15 protein-coding genes and 2 tRNA genes are annotated in these 19,180 nt (G+C 47.8%); 8 read left to right on the top strand and 9 right to left on the bottom strand.

What is annotated here, in order from left to right; translation table 11 throughout:
* Nucleotides 1–55: 55 nt before the first annotated feature.
* The gene (locus tag FKG94_RS13050) at nucleotides 56–481 is read left to right on the top strand and encodes a tyrosine-type recombinase/integrase (RefSeq protein WP_281284244.1); all 426 of its coding nucleotides are present in this window, start codon (nucleotides 56–58) and stop codon (nucleotides 479–481) included.
* A gap of 351 nt (nucleotides 482–832) precedes the next feature.
* Here FKG94_RS13050 and FKG94_RS13055 read toward each other — a convergent pair whose 3' ends face one another.
* From FKG94_RS13055 to FKG94_RS13070, 4 genes are all read right to left on the bottom strand, one after another.
* Complete coding sequence (locus FKG94_RS13055; protein WP_142904788.1) at nucleotides 833–2,827, bottom strand: NACHT domain-containing protein; 1,995 nt, start codon at nucleotides 2,825–2,827, stop codon at nucleotides 833–835.
* Nucleotides 2,828–3,041: 214 nt separating this feature from the next.
* Complete coding sequence (locus FKG94_RS13060; RefSeq protein WP_142904789.1) at nucleotides 3,042–3,980, bottom strand: DUF2971 domain-containing protein; 939 nt, start codon at nucleotides 3,978–3,980, stop codon at nucleotides 3,042–3,044.
* Nucleotides 3,981–4,000: 20 nt separating this feature from the next.
* Nucleotides 4,001–5,554: an argonaute/piwi family protein gene (locus FKG94_RS13065; RefSeq protein ID WP_142904790.1), complete on the bottom strand. Its 1,554-nt coding sequence runs from the start codon at nucleotides 5,552–5,554 to the stop codon at nucleotides 4,001–4,003.
* Nucleotides 5,554–6,921, bottom strand: a complete 1,368-nt coding sequence (locus FKG94_RS13070; protein WP_179957636.1) for a toll/interleukin-1 receptor domain-containing protein — start codon at nucleotides 6,919–6,921, stop codon at nucleotides 5,554–5,556. Before FKG94_RS13070 ends, FKG94_RS13065 begins: the two co-directional genes overlap by 1 nt.
* Nucleotides 6,922–7,993: 1,072 nt before the next feature.
* Between FKG94_RS13070 and FKG94_RS13075 the strand changes: the two genes are divergently transcribed.
* A complete protein-coding gene (locus FKG94_RS13075; RefSeq protein WP_142904792.1) occupies nucleotides 7,994–8,941 on the top strand; it encodes an integrase domain-containing protein in 948 nt (315 codons plus the stop codon).
* A gap of 1 nt (nucleotide 8,942) precedes the next feature.
* Nucleotides 8,943–9,326 carry a hypothetical protein gene (locus FKG94_RS13080; RefSeq protein WP_142904793.1) on the top strand — a complete coding sequence of 128 codons (384 nt, stop codon included), beginning with the start codon at nucleotides 8,943–8,945 and terminating at the stop codon, nucleotides 9,324–9,326.
* 420 nt (nucleotides 9,327–9,746) lie between these two features.
* On the opposite strand, the gene FKG94_RS13090 is transcribed toward FKG94_RS13080, so the two are convergent.
* A complete protein-coding gene (locus tag FKG94_RS13090; protein ID WP_142904795.1) occupies nucleotides 9,747–10,010 on the bottom strand; it encodes a helix-turn-helix domain-containing protein in 264 nt (87 codons plus the stop codon).
* A 270-nt stretch (nucleotides 10,011–10,280) separates the two neighbouring features.
* On the opposite strand from FKG94_RS13090, the gene FKG94_RS13095 reads away from it, so the two are divergent.
* The 4 genes from FKG94_RS13095 (at nucleotide 10,281) to FKG94_RS13110 (ending at nucleotide 13,450) form a co-directional block, all read left to right on the top strand.
* Complete coding sequence (locus FKG94_RS13095; protein ID WP_142904796.1) at nucleotides 10,281–10,772, top strand: hypothetical protein; 492 nt, start codon at nucleotides 10,281–10,283, stop codon at nucleotides 10,770–10,772.
* A gap of 2 nt (nucleotides 10,773–10,774) precedes the next feature.
* The gene (locus tag FKG94_RS13100) at nucleotides 10,775–11,095 is read left to right on the top strand and encodes a hypothetical protein (protein ID WP_142904797.1); all 321 of its coding nucleotides are present in this window, start codon (nucleotides 10,775–10,777) and stop codon (nucleotides 11,093–11,095) included.
* A gap of 353 nt (nucleotides 11,096–11,448) precedes the next feature.
* Nucleotides 11,449–12,525, top strand: coding sequence for a tyrosine-type recombinase/integrase (locus FKG94_RS13105; protein WP_142904798.1), 1,077 nt, complete (start codon nucleotides 11,449–11,451; stop codon nucleotides 12,523–12,525).
* Between the two features lie 349 nt (nucleotides 12,526–12,874).
* Nucleotides 12,875–13,450: an ATPase gene (locus FKG94_RS13110; protein ID WP_142904799.1), complete on the top strand. Its 576-nt coding sequence runs from the start codon at nucleotides 12,875–12,877 to the stop codon at nucleotides 13,448–13,450.
* Nucleotides 13,451–13,686: 236 nt separating this feature from the next.
* On the opposite strand, the gene FKG94_RS13115 is transcribed toward FKG94_RS13110, so the two are convergent.
* Together FKG94_RS13115 and FKG94_RS13120 are read right to left on the bottom strand one after the other, a co-directional pair.
* Nucleotides 13,687–13,763 (bottom strand) — tRNA-Asp (locus FKG94_RS13115).
* A gap of 27 nt (nucleotides 13,764–13,790) precedes the next feature.
* Nucleotides 13,791–13,866, bottom strand: a tRNA-Val gene (locus FKG94_RS13120).
* A gap of 200 nt (nucleotides 13,867–14,066) precedes the next feature.
* Here FKG94_RS13120 and FKG94_RS13125 point away from each other — a divergent pair.
* The gene (locus FKG94_RS13125; protein ID WP_246125140.1) at nucleotides 14,067–15,611 is read left to right on the top strand and encodes a two-component system sensor histidine kinase NtrB; all 1,545 of its coding nucleotides are present in this window, start codon (nucleotides 14,067–14,069) and stop codon (nucleotides 15,609–15,611) included.
* Between the two features lie 7 nt (nucleotides 15,612–15,618).
* On the opposite strand, the gene FKG94_RS13130 is transcribed toward FKG94_RS13125, so the two are convergent.
* Nucleotides 15,619–18,006: a DUF6351 family protein gene (locus FKG94_RS13130; protein ID WP_142904800.1), complete on the bottom strand. Its 2,388-nt coding sequence runs from the start codon at nucleotides 18,004–18,006 to the stop codon at nucleotides 15,619–15,621.
* 459 nt (nucleotides 18,007–18,465) lie between these two features.
* Entirely contained in the window at nucleotides 18,466–18,957 is a 492-nt protein-coding gene (locus tag FKG94_RS13135; protein ID WP_142904801.1) for a flavin reductase family protein, read from the bottom strand.
* Nucleotides 18,958–19,180: the final 223 nt, after the last annotated feature.

The following is a 19,180-nucleotide window of genomic DNA, read 5'->3' on the forward strand; positions in this document are numbered from 1 at the left end:
AGATGAACACCGATTCCGGAAAAATCGGCAAAGTGTTCACCATGGGCCGGAATGCGTGTTCACGTTGGATCGGATTGGGTGTTCACGATGCGCCGGAATAGCTGTTCGACTTCGGCCGGAATATGCAGCGCGCACCGTACTACTGACGCAGGCAGCGCGGAAAGTGCTTAACGGCCACCCCACACGGTTTAGGAACGAGTATATTTTCCTCAACACGCAAGGCGGTCCTTGTTTAGATGCCGATGCGTTCAACACAGCCTGGAAGGCGGCACTGATGGCGGCGGGGGTTGACTACCGTATTGCCTATAACTGCCGGCATACCTACGCCAGCCTTGCGTTAACCGCCGGTGTCAATCCGGCGTTTATCGCCAACCAACTGGGTCACGGTCTGGACATGACACTGACTATCTACGGCAAATATATCAACTCGGAAAACGACAAGCTGGAGCTGGCAAAGATTGAGGAACAGGGCAAAAAATAAAAGTGTGGCAAAAACGTGGCAGGAATGGAGAAAAACCGCTTAAGCTATTGATTTTAAAAGGAATAAATGGCGGACCGGACGGGACTCGAATTTTTGTTTGGTGTTTTGGGGTGTGCACAGGTGTAGTTAAGTTTTTGTTTTTTATGATTATTTTTCATTCGTGTACACCAGAATGCACCTCCGTTTTACTAAAACTGGACAGAAAACTGGACAAGCTCAAGTTTTTACATTGAGTACTTTAAGCTCCAAACTCGCCACGAGCGGACATGGATATCAAGTATGTTCTGGACCTCCCCGACTTATTCGATGCGGTAAGGCGAACGATAATCCTTGAAAGATTTTACTCTACCACTAATCTTCACATGCAGAAAGCAGTCTCTCTGATACCGTTAGCTTGTTTGGTATGAGATTGAGTAGTGGTTTCTGTATCCTTCCAGCAGTCTTTCGCTTTTCTAAAGTCAAAATGACAACATCATCAATAGTCTTATTTGTCTCGATCACTTCATAAACTGATTTTATTTCATGAACTTTCGTTCTTTGGTGAATTAAAGATGCTAAAGCATCAAATTCCCGAGAGAGAGTGTCACTTATGAAAAGCTCAAGTTGTTCTGAGGCTTCAACTGTAGCAGTAAAGTTTAAGGAATAAAGGATAACTAAAGCCCAACCAACTTCTTTTGATAAATGGAAGTCCGGCTTTTCTACTAGGAGCCTATTTACAAAAACGTTAATAAACTGATGTTGAATTTTATTGAATCGTAAAAATCTTTTAAAAACTAACTCCACGATATATGCGCTTGGGTTTGAGGAAATTGACACCGCAATAGCTAACTCATTAGGCAAGCTAAATAAAGTTCTGTTCGCATCAGGGATGGCAGGTAGCTTTACGATGTATTCTGCTGCCAAATACTCCTGAATTGATTTATGAGAATACTCATACAACCCATAGCCGGTTTCCAAAAATAGCCCCGTATGGGTCTCAAGCTCATTTGCGACAGTAGTAGCTTCGTTAGTAGGTAAACCGTAGTTATCACAAATCGCCTTATAGCTACATTTTAAATCGTTTATGTCAAATATAGACCTTTTTGTTTTTGTCGTAAGTGAATAGGCCAGATTGGAAAGAAATTCATATTTTCTGTCAGGCTCGAAACTCGCGTACATAGTGCTTCGCATAACTGATCTTTGTTCATCCCATTCTTCAATGAGTAGATTAACCACTTTTCTATAAACTGTCTTTGGTTTCTCTGGTATCTTACCTATCCTTTCAAAAATTGCACAAAGATGAGCGAGAGTTAAAGGTCGAATCGCTGCATCCTTAAAAGGCGTTTTTTCAAGCTGGAGTAAAAAATTATTTCTATCACTTTCTGACTCGATCCATCCTAATACAAACTTACTTATTTGTTCGTCATTCAGCGATTTTATCTCAAACTGATCAAAGCCGTCCACGCTATAGTTAAAATCGCCAGTGCGTGATGTAACTACGATTTTAGCTTTGTCTAAAGAAATACCAAGCTCCCTAATTTCGTTTAAAACCGCATCGCGGTTTTTTTTATGGGCGATTTCATCATAGCCATCCAATATGATTAGAGGAGCGATTTTGTTCAGCAAAGCCAGAATTATTCTCTTCCTAACTATCATGCGTTGGCTTTTGTTCTCTTTTTCTAGAAGCTCTTTTGGGTAGGTAATTTTTACCCCTAATATCTCGTGAAAAAATGACCATAATATGCCATCAAATAACTCTGAATCAGATTGATCGGAGCGGCGTTTATTAATTTCCCTTAAGCGAATAATTATCGGGAAGCTACAATCCGGGAAAACATTTATATCGCCATACATAATTTCTTGGCAGAGATGCTTCATAGTGGTAGTTTTTCCAGCACCGGGGTGGCCGAGAATTATAAAATGGGATTGATCACTCCGGTCAAAAGCTTCTAAAAGAGTGAGTGACGGGACGTTCTCTTCATCCGATATTCTCACCCGTCTAGGGTAGACATAAAGATCTAGAGGCACATAAATGTCGCTCGTCCTTTTAGCTTTTCTTAGGTCAAAGAAAGATATCTCCGATGCCCAATTTGTAACTATTTTTAGATGTTGTGATAGGTGTTTCTCTAGTTCGTTTTCATCACTATCAATTGATCCTCCCTTATTTTTCATAACGTTCTTGGCAGCATCAGAAGCTAAATCAATTACTTTTTTTGCGATGTAGTTTTCTAGCATGGCAGAGCATCCCTTAATTTTGTGCTGTCGATATAGCTGACTTCTTTTTACCTTACATTGCAATTTATGTACTTTACTTTGCTTGGGGAGCTTGGGTTGGCTTGATTCAAATTTGCTTTTGGTTTTTCCCATTCATCATCTAGACTGATTATCACAGTCCGGACTATTCGGGTCAGGTCTCACATTTAACACATGCTCTGTGTGAAACCTGACCCTGTATACTGGTTTTTCATTGGTGTACACCAGAAAACACTGTTGCTTTATAAAAACTGGACAAACTTGAATTTTCAGAATCAATACCCTCGGTCTCAAACCGACCATTAGCGGACATTAGTATATTAAGCGGCTATACACTATCAGCGGGGCCAAATATTTCAATTCCCGAATATGATGTACGTGGAAAGTAAGAGCACATTTCATATATATCATCGGTGCGCTTAAGTTCAAAGCTGTTTCTAGTGACATACATGCTATAAAATTTGATATCTCTTGGCTTTAAGGCCTCCATCACAGAATACATAATTGCGTCGGAGCAGCGGAGGCCAAAAATGATTTCTTCTAGTCTTAGTGGTGAATCTTGCAGCCCAACATTACCAAACATACGCCACTCTTTTTCGTAACCCCATGGCTCGGCTTTGCGAAGCAACATGCTAGCGTCTAGCTCTTTTTGAGCACCTATATCACTATCTAGTATCGCCCGAGCAATAAGGTTAGTTTTTACTGTTCGTGAGCCACCGTATATAACTTTATGTATTTGAGGTTTTGGATTTCTATCCAAAGAATACCCTACACAAAAACCATTGTGTTGATCGCTGTAGTGGCTCCAAAGTAAAGGATTATTATATTCTTCTGACAAGCAACAAACACCGCGATTATTTTGCTTTAATAGCTCTCTCTGAATAGAGTAAGTGAGCTGCCACCTTTCAGCTTCTTCAATTCCTTCTTCATATTCAGGGTTTGTTGCTTGATACGCAATGCTTTTAAGTTCATTATAGGCTGCTTTTTGTGCCTGCCTTTCGGCGTGTTGCCGCCCCCGATCCCCCTCAATATTTGCCGCTTTGAGAGATACTAAAATCTCCTGTTCAACTCTTTTCTGTATAAGCCTGCTTAAGATTTTACGAAGGGTTTCAGCGTCAGTATCCGATTCAATTGAGGGGCTACAATCAAGCGGATCATTAAATGCTGAAGGGTCAGAAAAGTATATCTGATCATGACACAATGCCTCTAGGGATTGGGCGCTGAATGATTGATAGCGATATATTTTTTGAGGAATTTTTAAAATCAAAATATCTCCATTTGAAAAAACTATATATAAAATTTAAGAGGTTGTTTTTCCGAATCCTTTGCTGATCCCATAGTTAAAACCTCGCCAACCTTATTTGCAAACCTGATCGTTACCGGAAGGCCATCACTATAATTACACGCGTTGTAATTAATCTTTGTAAGTCCCATAATGTCTCCAAGAACCGTTTTAATATTTGGAGTATCTCCAGAGCTTCTCATAACGGTGACAAATAAGGGGTTAGGGGTTTCTGGGCCTATATATGTATCCATTCTAGGTATATACCCATTTGCCCATAAATATGCGTTGCAGTCATCAATCATCATGGCTGTACCACGAATAACAGGGTAATCGCCATTTCTAAATAACTTCGCCTCTCCATTAGTGGTCTTGATTCTAACAGCAATTATGTTGGTTTCTTTAGGCGTAGCCTTAACAAAAGCTTCCCATTCCTCATTACTAAAACCTGATTTTCCATGAATGAATAATTCTTTCGGATTATGCCCATGCTTTTCTCTAAATGTAGAAATTACTTTTGAGACAAGCTTTTTGGCTTCAGGTGCTTTTAGGTGGTATTCATAGTCGTTAGTTTTCCATGGGCCGTTAGCACCGCGAAAAACAACTGCATCCCCTTCATTTAAGAACATTTGAGCGGCACAACATACATGTTCCCGCGGGTGATTTGGAATTTGCTTAAAAACCAACCCCATGTAACAGACGCTTGGCCTAACATTTGTTAGCTTCCAGGGCGGCTCATGCTGCGTTTTATAATAAAGACCTGTTGCAATATTCCATGCAACCGTAGCTGGTTCTTGAACATTTCGTATTGGGTATCCCGCTTTATTTAAAAACTTTTCTGGCGCTAAAGATGTTTCTCTTATGATTTGAGATGTATGTCCAAGTTTTAATAGTCGCGCTTTTACTTGTCTGTGAAAATCGGGAACATCCTCAAATATGTCCTCATCTGACTGATCAATTATTCCCGCAAATAGAGGTAGGTCAGTTCGCTTCTTCTGTTTCTTTCCAAAACTCCCCTTTTGTAAATCTAAGCCAGCTCTTTTTGCCAGTGGCTTACACCTTTCAAAGATGAACTCAGGTAATATGAATATCCATACATCAACACTTTTCTCTTCATTTTTGTCATGCCACTCTATCTCGCTGACATACAGGTCAACCGCTTTTCTGACAGCTTCATGTTGATTGAGTATTTTAGTGGCAATATCAAGCTGATTATAGTCAACTTTACGCTCTACGAAGTCGGCGGGAGAAATAATTAGGCCAAAAGTTTCTTCTATGCCAGGAAAATTAGATAGATGAAGCCGGTTTTTCTTTTCCTTCTTTTGAGGCGGTGGCACCGCAATAAAACCACCCAGCTTTATCGCCCAGTTTCGAAATATACCTAGCCCTTCTTTTGTACCAACTACTCCTACTGAAAGTTCTTTCGATCTAGATCGTTTCTTATGTGGTCCATACAGAAACAAACCGTCTTTAGGGTGGTCATTAGTTTGGCCATATTGAAAGGCCAATTCGGGCTCATCAATATATGCAATCTCCATTTCATCACATGGATCGCCCATCAATCATCCTCCTCAATATCGAAGTTGCCTAGAGTAGTCAAGTCAGCTTCTTCATCCTCATCATCCAAATTGTTTGGCAGCTGCGTTGTTACAGGGGATTTTAAAATTACTGGCATACCAGAAAGTTCTACATTTGAACTGAACGAGAGCGGTAAATACAAAGTTTCATTATCTCCAAGCAACATCACCAAATACGCCATAAGTCGCCCATGCCACTGTTTGTTTCTCCACCCACTACATGTTGAACGTCTCAATTTATGTTGTTTGGCAGGATCATTTATGATGCTGCCAGCTTCATTGCTTGAAAGCTCCGAAAAAAGAACTCGAGCCTTAAGTTTTACGTGGGGAAAAGGCCAGAAAGATACAATAGCCGTAACACCATATTCCCAAACTTTACCCTTTGAAGTGCCTCTGAGGGCGGAACTTCGTCTATCCGCTTTATCTCCCCATGGGACTCTCTTTTTTAGGGGAATCAAACTTTTGTTGAAATGAAACCCTAGCTGGCTCGAATATGCATACTCTGTAAGGCCTTTTTCACGGCACAAACTATTCCATGCCTGACGAAACATAGATGAAACAAGGTTGCTAGTTTCTCTAGACTTTATTTTAGGACGACTTGCCCCTTCAGAAATAAAGTTTTCTGTTGGATAAGATGCTTTCTTTTTGAATTTTCCGACACCTGAAAGAAGAGCATTAATTTCATCAGGCCCCATAAAGGTAAAAACACCATTATGGTATACCTCTACAGGATACTTAGAAAGGCTACACTCATCTTTAAAAGCATCTAAGTCAATAGCTCCGGTAGGCTCATAATAATAAATATATGATGGAAAATTTAAAATCTTAACTAAGTTACTAGTTAATAGTTCTTCCTCTCGCTGAACATGAATGGAAAAACGTTGTCTGTATAGTTCCCAATTAGGATTTATTGATATTTCATCTCGGTTTTTTGGTACATTTTCAGAGTCTAACTCATCAAGAAGCTCAGCCAAACCATTTGCCCAGCTACCAACAAAGTTAATATATTGAAGCTCGCCAATACCAAAAATCTTTTTATATCTTTCTAATCTGAGTGGAATGATAAATCTTTTGTCATTTAGCTCTTTCGAAAGGTCCAGTGCAATGCCAATTTCCTCTTGCACACCGTCCTTCGCGAGGGATGTATCGTTACAGCAAAGCAGCATTTTTATTGCATTATCCCGTAGGGAAGCAGTTACCTCCTTTCGCCATCTATCACCCGCCTTAAGGGATAAAACATCAGCAAACACTGTATATCCCGCTGCCTCTAGTTTAGGGGCCAGCCACAAAACGAATTCATCATCTTCTGGAGTGGCTTTACTTATAAAAACTATATTTCTATCACTCAACTGCGCAAGCTCCAGAGGTAGGCTCTATTAAAGGTTTATACCAATGATTTTATGTCCGTTTTGGGTCGATATCAGTCATTTTTTAGACAAGCCTGTAAGCACAGTTTTTGATGTATCCCATAGGGTCTAAGGCAGGCAGACCAAACAGCTATTACCTCAGAACAATTATTAAGCAATATACTAAGCGAGAGATAAATCATAGGTTCACCGTCCCTCTTTATATAAAAGGATGGTAAAACCATCCTGTTTTACTATATTCGATAGACTCCAAAAAGCAGCAAACTAATAACAAACCAAACACTCATGGGATAAGGAGGGGCCAAACTGGTGAGGCAGACTCCTTGCGGCTTCGGTGCTATCTGTACACTCATACATCGAGCTTGTCGTATTATACAGTAGTGCACAAGACCTTCTCACCAATTTTAATCCACATACCCTCAGTAAGTTTCTTAAAGGCATGAATAGTTAATTGCGGTAAGCCGATCTCATCTCTCAGACAATAACCTCTACATGCTGTGGCGACTACAGCTTAGTCGCATCCGATAGGCAGAGATGAGCCCCAGTGGCTGCCTATCTGTTGTGAAACTCACAACATTATCTCTAAGTCACATCCACACAATGACTATATCGATAAGGTATAGGCCGGTGCCCAACCGGGTAACAAGGTGGGATAAATGTGAAAATGAAAAGTGAAGCAGTCAAACCATATCCTTGAAATCTGACATTAACTGGAGGTGAAAAATCAGAAAACAATGAGTAGTAAGGCCCGTCTCTGTGGGACTGCTTTACACAGAGACGGGTCGGGAAAAACCGAAAAAACTGTAGCTAGAACAATGGATTAGCGTCATAGCTACAGCGACAAAACCGACTAAACAACCTGTGCGCTGATGACTATCAGTAGCATTTGTCAGCAAGCATTGAACCCGCAGACCTGGTAACGGGTTTGTTCAGAATGCTATCAGGTTGGAACGATTGTCCATGCTCCCGGATATAGGGAGCCGCCGGCCGAGCGAAGAGGCCAAGCGCGACCAGCGCTCTATCTGGTTTAACACTCACCAATACTTAGGGTTTTATGGGCAAACTAGGCGGCAATAGAAATTTTGGATATGGCAAGCAACTGGCCTGGGCCGGTAAAAACGCCCTGATGGATCGTTATGGCCAAGGGCACTTTGGTACCCGTGCTACTCATGAGGAGCGGTGGTGTCAGTTTGTCCACTATCTAAAAGGTCTCAACATCAAGGACGCACGGCAAATCGATCACGGCACTATCCAGCAATACGGCACCAGGCTAAGAACACAGGTTAGCGCTGGCAAAGTCAGTGTCGCTTATGCACAGAATTTATTATCGACGGTCAATGTCGTATTGCAGGCAATGCGCAAAGATACCGTCCTTTTACTGTCCCCCTCCGTCGTCGGTGAACGCTGCAATGTCCGTTCTACCGTCCCCGCCAGTTATGAGAGGACGGTATTAGCGTCCCCTATTGCGGCCCTCAATAGTAAAGGTGAACAGCGAGTAGCATTGGTCGCCGCACTGTCTCGCGATTTCGGTTTACGGTTCATGGAAGCATCCCTACTCAACTGTAAACAGGCTCTTAAACAAGCCAACCGGCTGGGTCGAATCAACATCACACTGGGCACCAAGGGTGGGCGCGGCAAGGGCGTAGATCGCTGGGTACCGGTAAATTCAAACACCCTGAATACTCTGAAAGCAGCCGCCGACCTACAGGGCAAAGCAAACAACCTCGTCCCCGAAAACCGCACCTATGCCCAATGGCGTGACCATGCCAACAGTCAATGGCGTAACGTCCCGAAGACCGCCCCCATTAAGGGTTTTCACGACATGCGTGCCGCCTATGCCTGTGAACGTTATCAGTATATAACCGGGTATCCTGCCCCTGTTATTGCGGGGCAACGGCTAGCATCTAAAGATATCGACAGGCAGGCGAGATCGGTGATTGCTCAACAGCTAGGCCATAACCGCCGGGATGTGGTGTCGTCCTATATTGGTAGCGCGCAATAATATGCGACCCGCTAACGCCCAACAAGCCGTACAGCATATGGAACATCTGCTGGCGCGCAAGTTAACGGGTAAGCGAAGTAGTCGAGTCAGGGAGCACCTGAATCGCGCCAAACGCATTGCCGCTATTATCCATTACCAATTCCAAGTCGGCCCCTATCAGTATCAGGTCAAACACTTGCGCTGGTATCTGGCCACCCAAACAGCGCAGCTTAAGCCTGCCGCCCGCTACCGACATTGGCTAACTATTAAGTACTGTGTGTATGCGCTCAACAAAGAGGCCCACTGGATGGGGGTATTGCAGGGGTCTTGGCAAACCCCGGCAACCATTAAAACACTGAGCAACGATGAAGCACTGAGTCAAAGCGGCCAACCTACCTCGCTTTGACTGTGTCCTGTCATTGGGTGCTGAGTTAACTCAGCACCCAATGACAGGATGGTTTTAACTGAATAGACAACTTGCCATCGGGTAACTGCGCTCCCTTTCATCAATCTAGCAACGCGTTAACGGCTACCTGTAATTCTTCTACCAGCTCTGAATCCATATACTGATACTCATCAGGGATATTCAGTACATGGATCGTCTTATGATCGAGCGTTCGAGTAAATTCCGCCTTGAGCCTATTCTTATGCTTCTGCTCCATGACGAATATAATATCAGCCCAACGGATATCCGCAGAGCTGACAGTCCTTCGAGCCTTTGGGCTGGTGCCCGCCGACCTCACATCAAAATCAGGATGCTTTCGCCAGATAGATTCAGCGGTAGGGCTTCGCCACTGATTTCTACTGCATATAAAAAGCAGGTTTTTCATTCAGATACAGGTTTTTTCAGGCAAACTCCTGGCCCGTGGCCGTCATTATAAGTAAGCACTGCACCTCTTTCTTTTAATGCTTTTTGTAATACATCATAGACTGCCTCGATATTCGCCCCCTTGGCATTAGGTAGTCCGTCGTACTCTTCCATTCGAATCACAGTGGCAACGCCAAGCCCTGCTTCTTCAGCCAACTGTTTCGCAGACCACTTTAAAAAGCCGCGAGCCATGCGTATTTGTGCGCCAGTGATAACCTTCATGGCAGAGAAACTATCACTAGCGATCAAAAGATACAATAAAGAGGTTTACGTGACTTTCTTTGTGATATATATTTACTCACTGGTGATTAATTTATGTCTTTTTTGAGTGACAACATAACCTACGTATCCAATAGCAAATGGCGGTAAGTTAGAAAGCTCACTTGGTAATTGCCGAATCACCTGTAGTAAGGAGCCAGTATGGAAAGCGCTCGCCAGAGGTGCGCTAACACCCCGGACGAGCTAATCACAACAACCTAGCAAGAGGTTATTATGACTAATCGCGATTCTACACAATCGGCGCCATTGGCGCCTCCCCATTACGAGTTATTGAGCCATCCACTGGTTCATTACCCGTATTCACCTTCCTATATAGGCTGTCTGGATATTCTTCACAATGCAGCCCATCTGCTGGATTTATTCCAGCAACTTAACCTCGATGAAACCAGCGACCATGGTGGAATGTCCACCAACGCCGCCGAGGCGTTTTTCTGGCTGGCTAACATGCTGGAAGATACCTTGTATTACGTCGGCAACACCCTGGAAGACGCCTGGAAGAGCCGGGAAACTCAGCTTAAGGAACAACAGCTCCAGCAATCGGTCTTTGTCAAAGCCCTGCAAGAACCGACAGGAAATGATAAGTCTTATGCCTACGGCATTATCGCGTCCTGTTTGGGGATTAGTTGTGCTGACGTTGAAGCCTTTGTAACCCTGACTGAGGAACAGCAAAACAGCGGCTCAGATGTACAAGAAGGGAGGGACTGATCATGGAACTCAAGGAATGGTTTGCCAAAACACCTGAGTATTTTCCGGCTTCGTTTAGTGAATCCGATGCGCCTCTGAATCATAACCCCCTGATTGGTGGAACAACGCACTATACGGTACGCAATGTCCGTCAGGTAGTGAAGTTTGTCCAACACTCAGCAAAACGGTGTGAGGGCAATGAATTAACCCTCAGTTTTAGTGAAACTTGGGGGCTTTGGATGATACTGGAAGCCTGCTGCAATGCACTCGACTTTGAAGACACTCACCGCCCTGATGGTGGTGAACCTGACGAAGACAGCGAGGAAGCAGAGCAAGCGCAGTGAGATAAACACAGGCCCGGTCATACCGGGCCGTCTTATTTCCAGCGTCTTTCGACCACCTGTCTGTCACTTTGTCGTTTAACAAGCCCAACGATCAAAAACTTATCTTTCTACTGTGAATGGTTTTTGAAGGATCAGTGTTTTTGATAGCGCTACGCTTAACCTTTATCCGTAGTACCCGGAGCACAAAAGTGAGGTTAACGCATGAGCTGGCTAAAAGAAGACCGTTTCGGTGAATTGTACGATTTCACCCATAACGAAATCAGAAGCAAGATTCAACGCAACATCTGGCAGAAAGGCATCCACTACGCCGTGATTGATCGGCGGCGACGATTTAATACGGAGGCCATTGATCAATGGCTCAATCAAAAAGCAACTGGCCAAACGGTGTCAGACCCCGAGGTGACAGTATCCAAATCCGCTACCAGTACAAAGGCAGAGAATATAATGAAACCCTCGACAAGCGTCCCAACAAAACCAATATTGCCTATGCGGCTAAAGTAAGGCAGCAACGCCTCGACGATTTACGACTAGGGCGCACGGATGAAGAGTGGGAAAACCCGTGTTTTGGTGTGTTGGCACAACAGTATTTGGACACAGCCAAAGTGACGCGCTCAACCCGTGACTGCTACCGCCACGCGCTGAATAAATACTGGATGCCCAAACTGGCTAAGTTGCCGATTCGCTCTATTACCTACAAAGACCTATGGCGACTGGATAGCCGTTTGAAATGGCCCAGCGCTAAAACTCGAAAAAATGCCATTGTGCCATTAAGACAAGTCTTCCGGCTGGCAAAGAAAAATGGTTATGCCGAAAGCAATCCGGCAAAAGAATTGGAACAGGAAAAACATCAGAAGCCACCGATTGATCCTTTCACGACTTACGAAAAAGAAACTATTCTGGCGCAGCTCGACGGGCAGGCATTGATTTATTTTACCCTGGCCTTTGAAACAGGCGCACGTACCAGTGAATTATTAGCATTAACGTGGGACGATTACGACGGTAAGCGACTGGCTATCAATAAATCGATGGTGCGCCGCGAAGTCAAACTCAGCACCAAAACCAATATGGCCAGAGAAGTGCTATTAACACAACGTGCAAAAGCGATTCTCAGAGAGTGCCCGACACGCTTCAAAGGCGGCCCGATTTTTACGCATTCACTTGGCGGTCCATGCCTGGATGCTGACGACTTTAACCGACGTTGGCGAAAGGCATTAAGTGACGCCGGCGTGCGTTATCGTCGCGGTTACAACTGCCGCCACACTTACGCCAGTTTAGGATTAACCGCCGGCGCAAAACCGGGCTTCCTCTGCCAACAACTAGGCCACACTCTCGAAATGTTTTTCAGCACCTACGCCAAGTACATTAAATCCGAGGACGACGAATTAGAACTGGCAAAAATTGACTGTCAAAGTCCCGGCAAAGTAGTCTGAAAAGGCCAAAAAAGAAAGTAAAATCCAGTAAAATCAATAAGTTAAAGGGACTTTATCTCCATACCCCTACATTAAGGATTATATTGCCATTCAGCCTGCTGAGAGACTAAAATTAACCCCTTGAAAAGCAAAGAGAGTCAAAACGCATGTCTGTCCGAAGACCAACGAGTAAACCTAACCTCCAGGCCGAGCGGGATATGCACCGTTTAGCCGAGCAGCTTGAAAATATTGAACTGATGAATAAACAGGGCCGTGAAGACTCAGAAAGGGCCCGGCGAGAGACAGCCCAAGCCAAAAACCGCAATCGCGCAAGCAGTCAATAATAACGGCTTAAGCAAAAGGAACTTGTATGTCCAAGCCGCTTTTCTTTCTGGTAGCAGGTCCCAATGGTGCCGGGAAAAGTACGTTCACCTCAGACTATCGACGCCACTATCCTTTTCTCACTGTTGTTGATCCTGACGCCATCGCTAAAGAGTTGACTGGGAGCAGTGCGACAATTAACCGTGTCGCAGCACAGGCGGGTCGTGAATCCATAAAGCTGGTCCGGGAATTCATTCATACGCGCAACTCTTTTTTAGCGGAATCAACGATATCGGGCAGGCATTACTTAAACTATGCAAAACAAGCTCAAAAGGCCGGGTTTCGCACAATTCTTATTTATATCGCCTTGGAGACGCCGGAGTTGAGCGCACAACGGGTCCGGGATCGAGTTGCAAAAGGTGGGCACGATATTCCGTTAAAAGACATCTTTCGTCGTCACCCTAAGTCGCTGGAAAATCTTAAATCCTACATCAAAGCTTTTAACATCGCGCACATCTATGACAACAGTGTTGATCGACAATGGGTTGCCGGGTATCGCAATGGGCTGTTGCATAAAAAGGCCCAATCCATTCCCCCGTGGCTAAGTCGTTTACTGCATATTTAATTGTCTGGTTCTGACGTTATTAGCTTTCTTTAAATGTATTTTCCTCAACAGTGCAAAGGATGGGGGCCTGAGTTGCGGTAAATTTTGTGCGCTTGAATGGCAGGAATTGAGAGCTGTTTGACCAGTAAAACGGGCTCACCAAAGCAGCCTAAAATAACCGTTTACAAAAAAACTGGACAAAAACTGGACAGGAATTAGGTAAATTTACCTAACTTATTGATTTAAAAGGACTTAAATGGCGGACCGGACGGGACTCGAACCCGCGACCTCCGGCGTGACAGGCCGGCATTCTAACCAGCTGAACTACCGGTCCGCAACAGCACCTCACCTGGGCCAGGTATGGTGGGTGGTACAGGGATCGAACCTGTGACCTACGCCTTGTAAGGGCGCCGCTCTCCCAGCTGAGCTAACCACCCGCGCTTTGAGAGGGACGCATTGTACCTAATTCGAATCCACTGTCAAAGCTTTTTCATACAGGCTTAGGTTAGCTAGCTATCTCTTTGTTTTCTATGTAATTTCCAGCCATATCCCAGCCCCGCCAAGAAGACCGGGACGCCTCTCTGGACGGCAGCGCCACAACGATTACAATAGGCATGTCCGAGCCCCAGGCTAAAGCATGCCAACAACAGCAAATACACACCGCCGACCCTCCCACCCCTGGCTGGTGGCGGCCCTGCTGTTGCTGCTCGGCACCGGCAGCGCCCTGGCACAGGCCCCATTCTCACCCATGGCAGGCAGCGAGGTACAGGCCAGCAACATGCGCAGCAGCCTGCTGGTGGTGATTACCGGATTATTGATTCTACAGACCCTGTTAATCGTCGTCCTGCAGCGCAGCCGCGTGAGCTATAAACGCGCCAAAACCGATTTGAAACGCTCGCAAAAAGCCCTCGAACAGCGGGTGATCGACCGCACCAACAAACTGCGCACCATCAACAACCAGCTCTACGATGAGATCGCCAAGCACGAAATCACCGAGGAGCTGCTGCGCGAGACCCAGGACTATCTGCACAGCATTATCAACTCCATGCCGTCAATCCTGATCGGGGTCACCCGCCAGGGCTATGTGACCCACTGGAATGCAGCGGCGGAACGCGCCACCGATATCGACGCCAAGGACGCGCTCGGACGCAAACTGAGCGATGTCTACCCGGACCTGCCCATCACCCCGGAAACCATCCACGACGCCGTCGATAAACGCGCCCCCCAAATCAGCGAGAACATCCAGCACGGCGCCGGCAGCGAGGCACAGTTTACCGATCTCACCGTCTACCCGCTTATCTCCAGCGAGGTCACCGGGGCGGTTATCCGCGTCGACGACGTCACCATGCGGGTGCGCATCGAAAGCATGATGATTCAAAACGAAAAAATGATGTCTCTCGGTGAACTGGCAGCCGGTATGGCCCATGAAATCAACAACCCCCTGAGCGCTATCCTGAACGGCGTGCAAAATATTCTGCGACGCACCTCCGGCGAGCTTAAGGTCAACCACACCGTGGCCAAACGCCACCACTTCACCGTGGAGCAACTGCGCGGCTACCTGGAGGAGCGGGATATCTTTCAGTTTATCGAAGGCATCCGCGACGCCGGCGAGCGCTCGGCAAATATCGTCACCAATATGCTGGAGTTTTCCCGCGGCAACAGCCGGCGCCACACGATGATCAATATCGCTGAGTTGATCGAACACAGCCTGGAGCTGTCCGCTACCGCCCTCGACCTGACCACGCCGGACGGCAAAGAAGAGGTGAAAATTATCCGCCAGATCGACAGCGGCATCCCCCTGGTGCCCTGCTCGGCCGCTGAAATCCAACAGGTCATCCTGAACCTGCTGCGCAACGCCAGCCAGTCTTTCAACAAGGAGGGCTATTCGACACCGGCACAGCCCATTATAACTCTGCGGGCACGAGCCGAGGGTGACTGCGTCTGTATCGAAATCGAAGACAATGGCCCGGGCATGATCGAGGCAGTGCGCCGCCATATCTTCGAGCCCTTCTTCACCACCAAGGAAGTGGGCAAAGGTACCGGCCTGGGTCTGTCAGTCTCTTACTTTATCGTGACCGAGCACCACGACGGCACCATTGAGGTCGACTCATCGCCAGGTCGCGGCACGCTGTTTCGTATCAAACTACCCCTGATAACAGAACAAATGGAAGTGGTCAATTAAGCCGTCACTACCTCAGCTCGGCCTCCTCCTCTGACTCGAGCTTCGATAAGGTAATAGGCCCCCCTGCCGCTTTACCCGCCGCTTCACCATCGCTGGCAGGTTTTTCGGCAGCGGGCGCAGGCTGCTCAGCTTCAACCACCTGCCCCACCATGCCCAACAAATTATCCGGGCGTCCTTTGTCTCCGCGGCTGAAATCACAGACACCATCGGGAAATATCGACAGCAGCCGATCGCGATAAGCGGTCATATCAATATCGCCATAGACACCCGCGGAAATCGCCGCATCCACACTCTGCAGGTGACACTTGAAAATATCGCCGGTAACACCGGCACCGGCCATTTCGCGGGACGTTTTATTGCGCGGGTAAACGGCCATGCAGGCACCGGTGGGCCGGTCGTTCCAGTCACCGTCCCAAACACTGTCACCCGCCGCGATCACCTGGCCGCGCTTGTCGAAGCACTGGTCGACAGCCTGGACCGGCTTGTTTTCCACCATACTGCGGTAGGGGTATTTCAACTGGTTGAGCATCCAGCGATCCATCACGGCAAATGCCTCCGGCTCGGGCGCATAAGCTTTGTGACTCATCCAGATCAACTGGTTGTCGGCGTGCCCCTGCCCTTCGACCAAGCGCTTGCGGGCCGCGAAGGAGGCGGTGGCATGATGCATATCCAGATCATCGTCCAGGTAATGGCGCAGGTCGATAATCGGAATATCCGCACGCCCGATAAACACATGGCCGGAGCGATAGGCGCCGTTGATCGCCGCGAGGCTGCCGCGGGTCCTGGCGGCCGGGGTCTCGCCGCCGTCGCTGCTGAGTTGCATGTTCTGGTGGCTCCAGACAGATAAATTCACCGGCAGCAGCTCACCGTCGATAAACCAAAACTGTTCCTGCTCCATCTCCTCGGCCGGTTTCCAGCTGCCGACCTGGGCGTTCAGACGCAGAAAGTCGTCTGCCGAAATCTTGCCGCTGCGCAAGGCCTCCAGCCCGTATTGCACGCCGATATTGTCCCAGGTGCTGTTGGCAAAACCGCTTTCGTTGACACCGTAAAACCGCTTCAGGTCTTCCCAGTGGGTCCAGTGCGTCTGCTCGGCCACCGCCGGCAGGTAACTGGCCTTGAAATGGACGAAATTGGGATTGTGGACCAGCGGTGTCAGCCCGCGCCAGCCCTTGACGCACTCGGTAGCACCCCGCCTGCCGCGACTGAGGGCGGAGAAGTCGCCGTTGAGCAGGGCCGCAAACCATTTCATGGTCCCGTATTTGTTTTCGGCTTTGGAGTTGGCGCTGACGCCTTCAATCCAACTGCGGTTCTCCCAGCGGCGCCAGGTACGGTTAGCGCCATCGGTCACATCGAAAAAGTACTCCAGCAGTTCGCAATCCATCACGTAAATAGTCTGCGACACCATATCCGGATAGGCATAGAGAGCAATCGCCGCGTCCAACACACCGGCCTTGTTCTGAGCGAACAGGTACTGTTGGATGGCGCCGCCGGAACCGCCGATGCCGACGGTATACAGCGGTTCACCGTAGAGGCCGACAAACTGTCTTTTCACCCGCGCCGCCGTGTCTTCGGCAAGCCAGATATTGTAGTGGTTACTGGTCTGGTTGCCGGTGGAGTACACCACAGCGTAGCCGCTTTTTATCTGCTCATAACGTCGCTTCAACACATCTTTGGGAGAAAAATTCCCCTGCCGTTTGCCGACGCCGACACCGCCGCGAAACATATAGATCAGTCGCTGATTCCAGTAGCTGCCACTCGGGGTCTCGAGCGCTTCGTCGGGACTGCTGAGCACGGCGATGGCGTAGAAAAAGCGATTGATGGTACCGGTCTCCAGTCGCACGATAAAATCGATTTCACGTCCGTCCACGACGACTTTTGCAATGTCGCCCTGAGCTTGTTCGAGCGGGAAAAAATTGAGGGTACCGCGCCGGTTGTAGTAGTACGCGGCTTGGGTGCGGTGCAGGCAGTCCTGGCTGTAGCCGATTACCAGGTGCCGGTTTTTGCGCTTGCTTTCGGTGCGGGCAAAGATCGGAATACCTACACCGTCGTGGTTGTCCACCTCAGGCTGGGTTTTGCGGCTGCGGTCTTCACCACACAAGAAGGGGTATTGATTCGCGCCGGCAAACAGCGGCTCACTGGGGCCGATGTCACCGAGCGCAATGGGAAAATCGAAGGTTTCGGCCGGCCTGTCCAGCAGGCGCGGATGCAAGCCCTGATAGGCCTCTGCCACCTGGCGCAAACTGGCATTGTAGACGTCGGGCACCGCCAGCACCGGGGCCTGAGGTTGACCGGGCAGGCGCGGCAGCGAGCGATTGAGGTAATAGCCCCCCACCAACAACGCCAGCAGTGTTACCAGACTCGATACGACTACAGTTTTCTGTATCGCTTTTTTCATGACTAACCTCAATCAGACCGCCGACAACGGTTCGGATTAACGGGTGTCCTGCCTCATCAAGCTTTATCGTTATTTTGCTTGGGTTAGAATCAGTACTGCCCTCCTATCTCACATCGCTTCCCATTTCACGTCGCAACAACCACGGATCGCAACAGGTTCACTGTTAGAAAGTATAATAGTTAAGACATAAATTCGAGGGGAAGTTGCCGGTAATCTTACACAAGCGTCGGCAACATCGGTGGTGCCGCCAGCCAGTCAACTCTCGCTGCTGAAGGTTGGCCGCACGTTCGCTGCGAGATGATGTATTTTCAAGCCAATACCACAAAAACCATATAGATAAATGGAATGTTTAGTGGCACACAAAACAACAAATTAGTCTTAGTTGTTGCCCTCGACCAAAGTACCGTCTCCTTTGAGCACCCCGGTGTCGGCCGCCGCTGAGGCGAATGCGGTAACCTGTTAACCGGTCAGATAGCGGCCATTCAAATAAATGAGCGGATCGACCGGCCCGTCACTGACCATCACCGATTCAATGCGCCCAATCAGTATATTGTGCGTGCCGTAGGCATAGCATTGATCCTGCCGGCAGATAAACACAGCCTGGGCACCCTGTAGATACGGTAAGTTATTCCCCGCTTCGACTTCCCAGTGGCCGACTTCAAAGCGGGTCTCGCCCTGGTCGCCGGTGGCGCAACGCACCGATACGTCCTGCTGATCCCTCGACAGCAGATTGACACAGAAAGGGCCGCCGCATTCGAGCGCCTGGTGGATAGAGGTAGCCTGATTGACACAGACCAGCAGCGAGGGCGGGTCGTCCGACAGGGAGGTCACCGACGAGGCGGTCATGGCGTAGCGGTTGCCTTCGCCGTCCCGGGTAGACAACACGCTGACTCCCGAGGCCAGTCGGCGCATGCCGTCCTTCATAGCCTCCCCCATTTGCAGCTGGTTCATAATTATCCTTCGGTATACAGAGAAAATCGGCAGGCGGAGATGCCCGCTCAAAGACACTCGCGACTGCGCTGTTGCAGGCAGTGAAGTCTATATGATTTTGAGCGATACCGGTGCCGACAACCCTGTTTTTAGGTAATTTTCTCTACAATCGGCGGCTCTGGGAGCCTCCGAGATTACATGACAACGCATTCCCCACTATACTCCATACCTGCAACCCCACTCT

This window comes from Exilibacterium tricleocarpae (genome assembly GCF_007004655.1).
Lineage (GTDB): Bacteria > Pseudomonadota > Gammaproteobacteria > Pseudomonadales > Cellvibrionaceae > Exilibacterium > Exilibacterium tricleocarpae.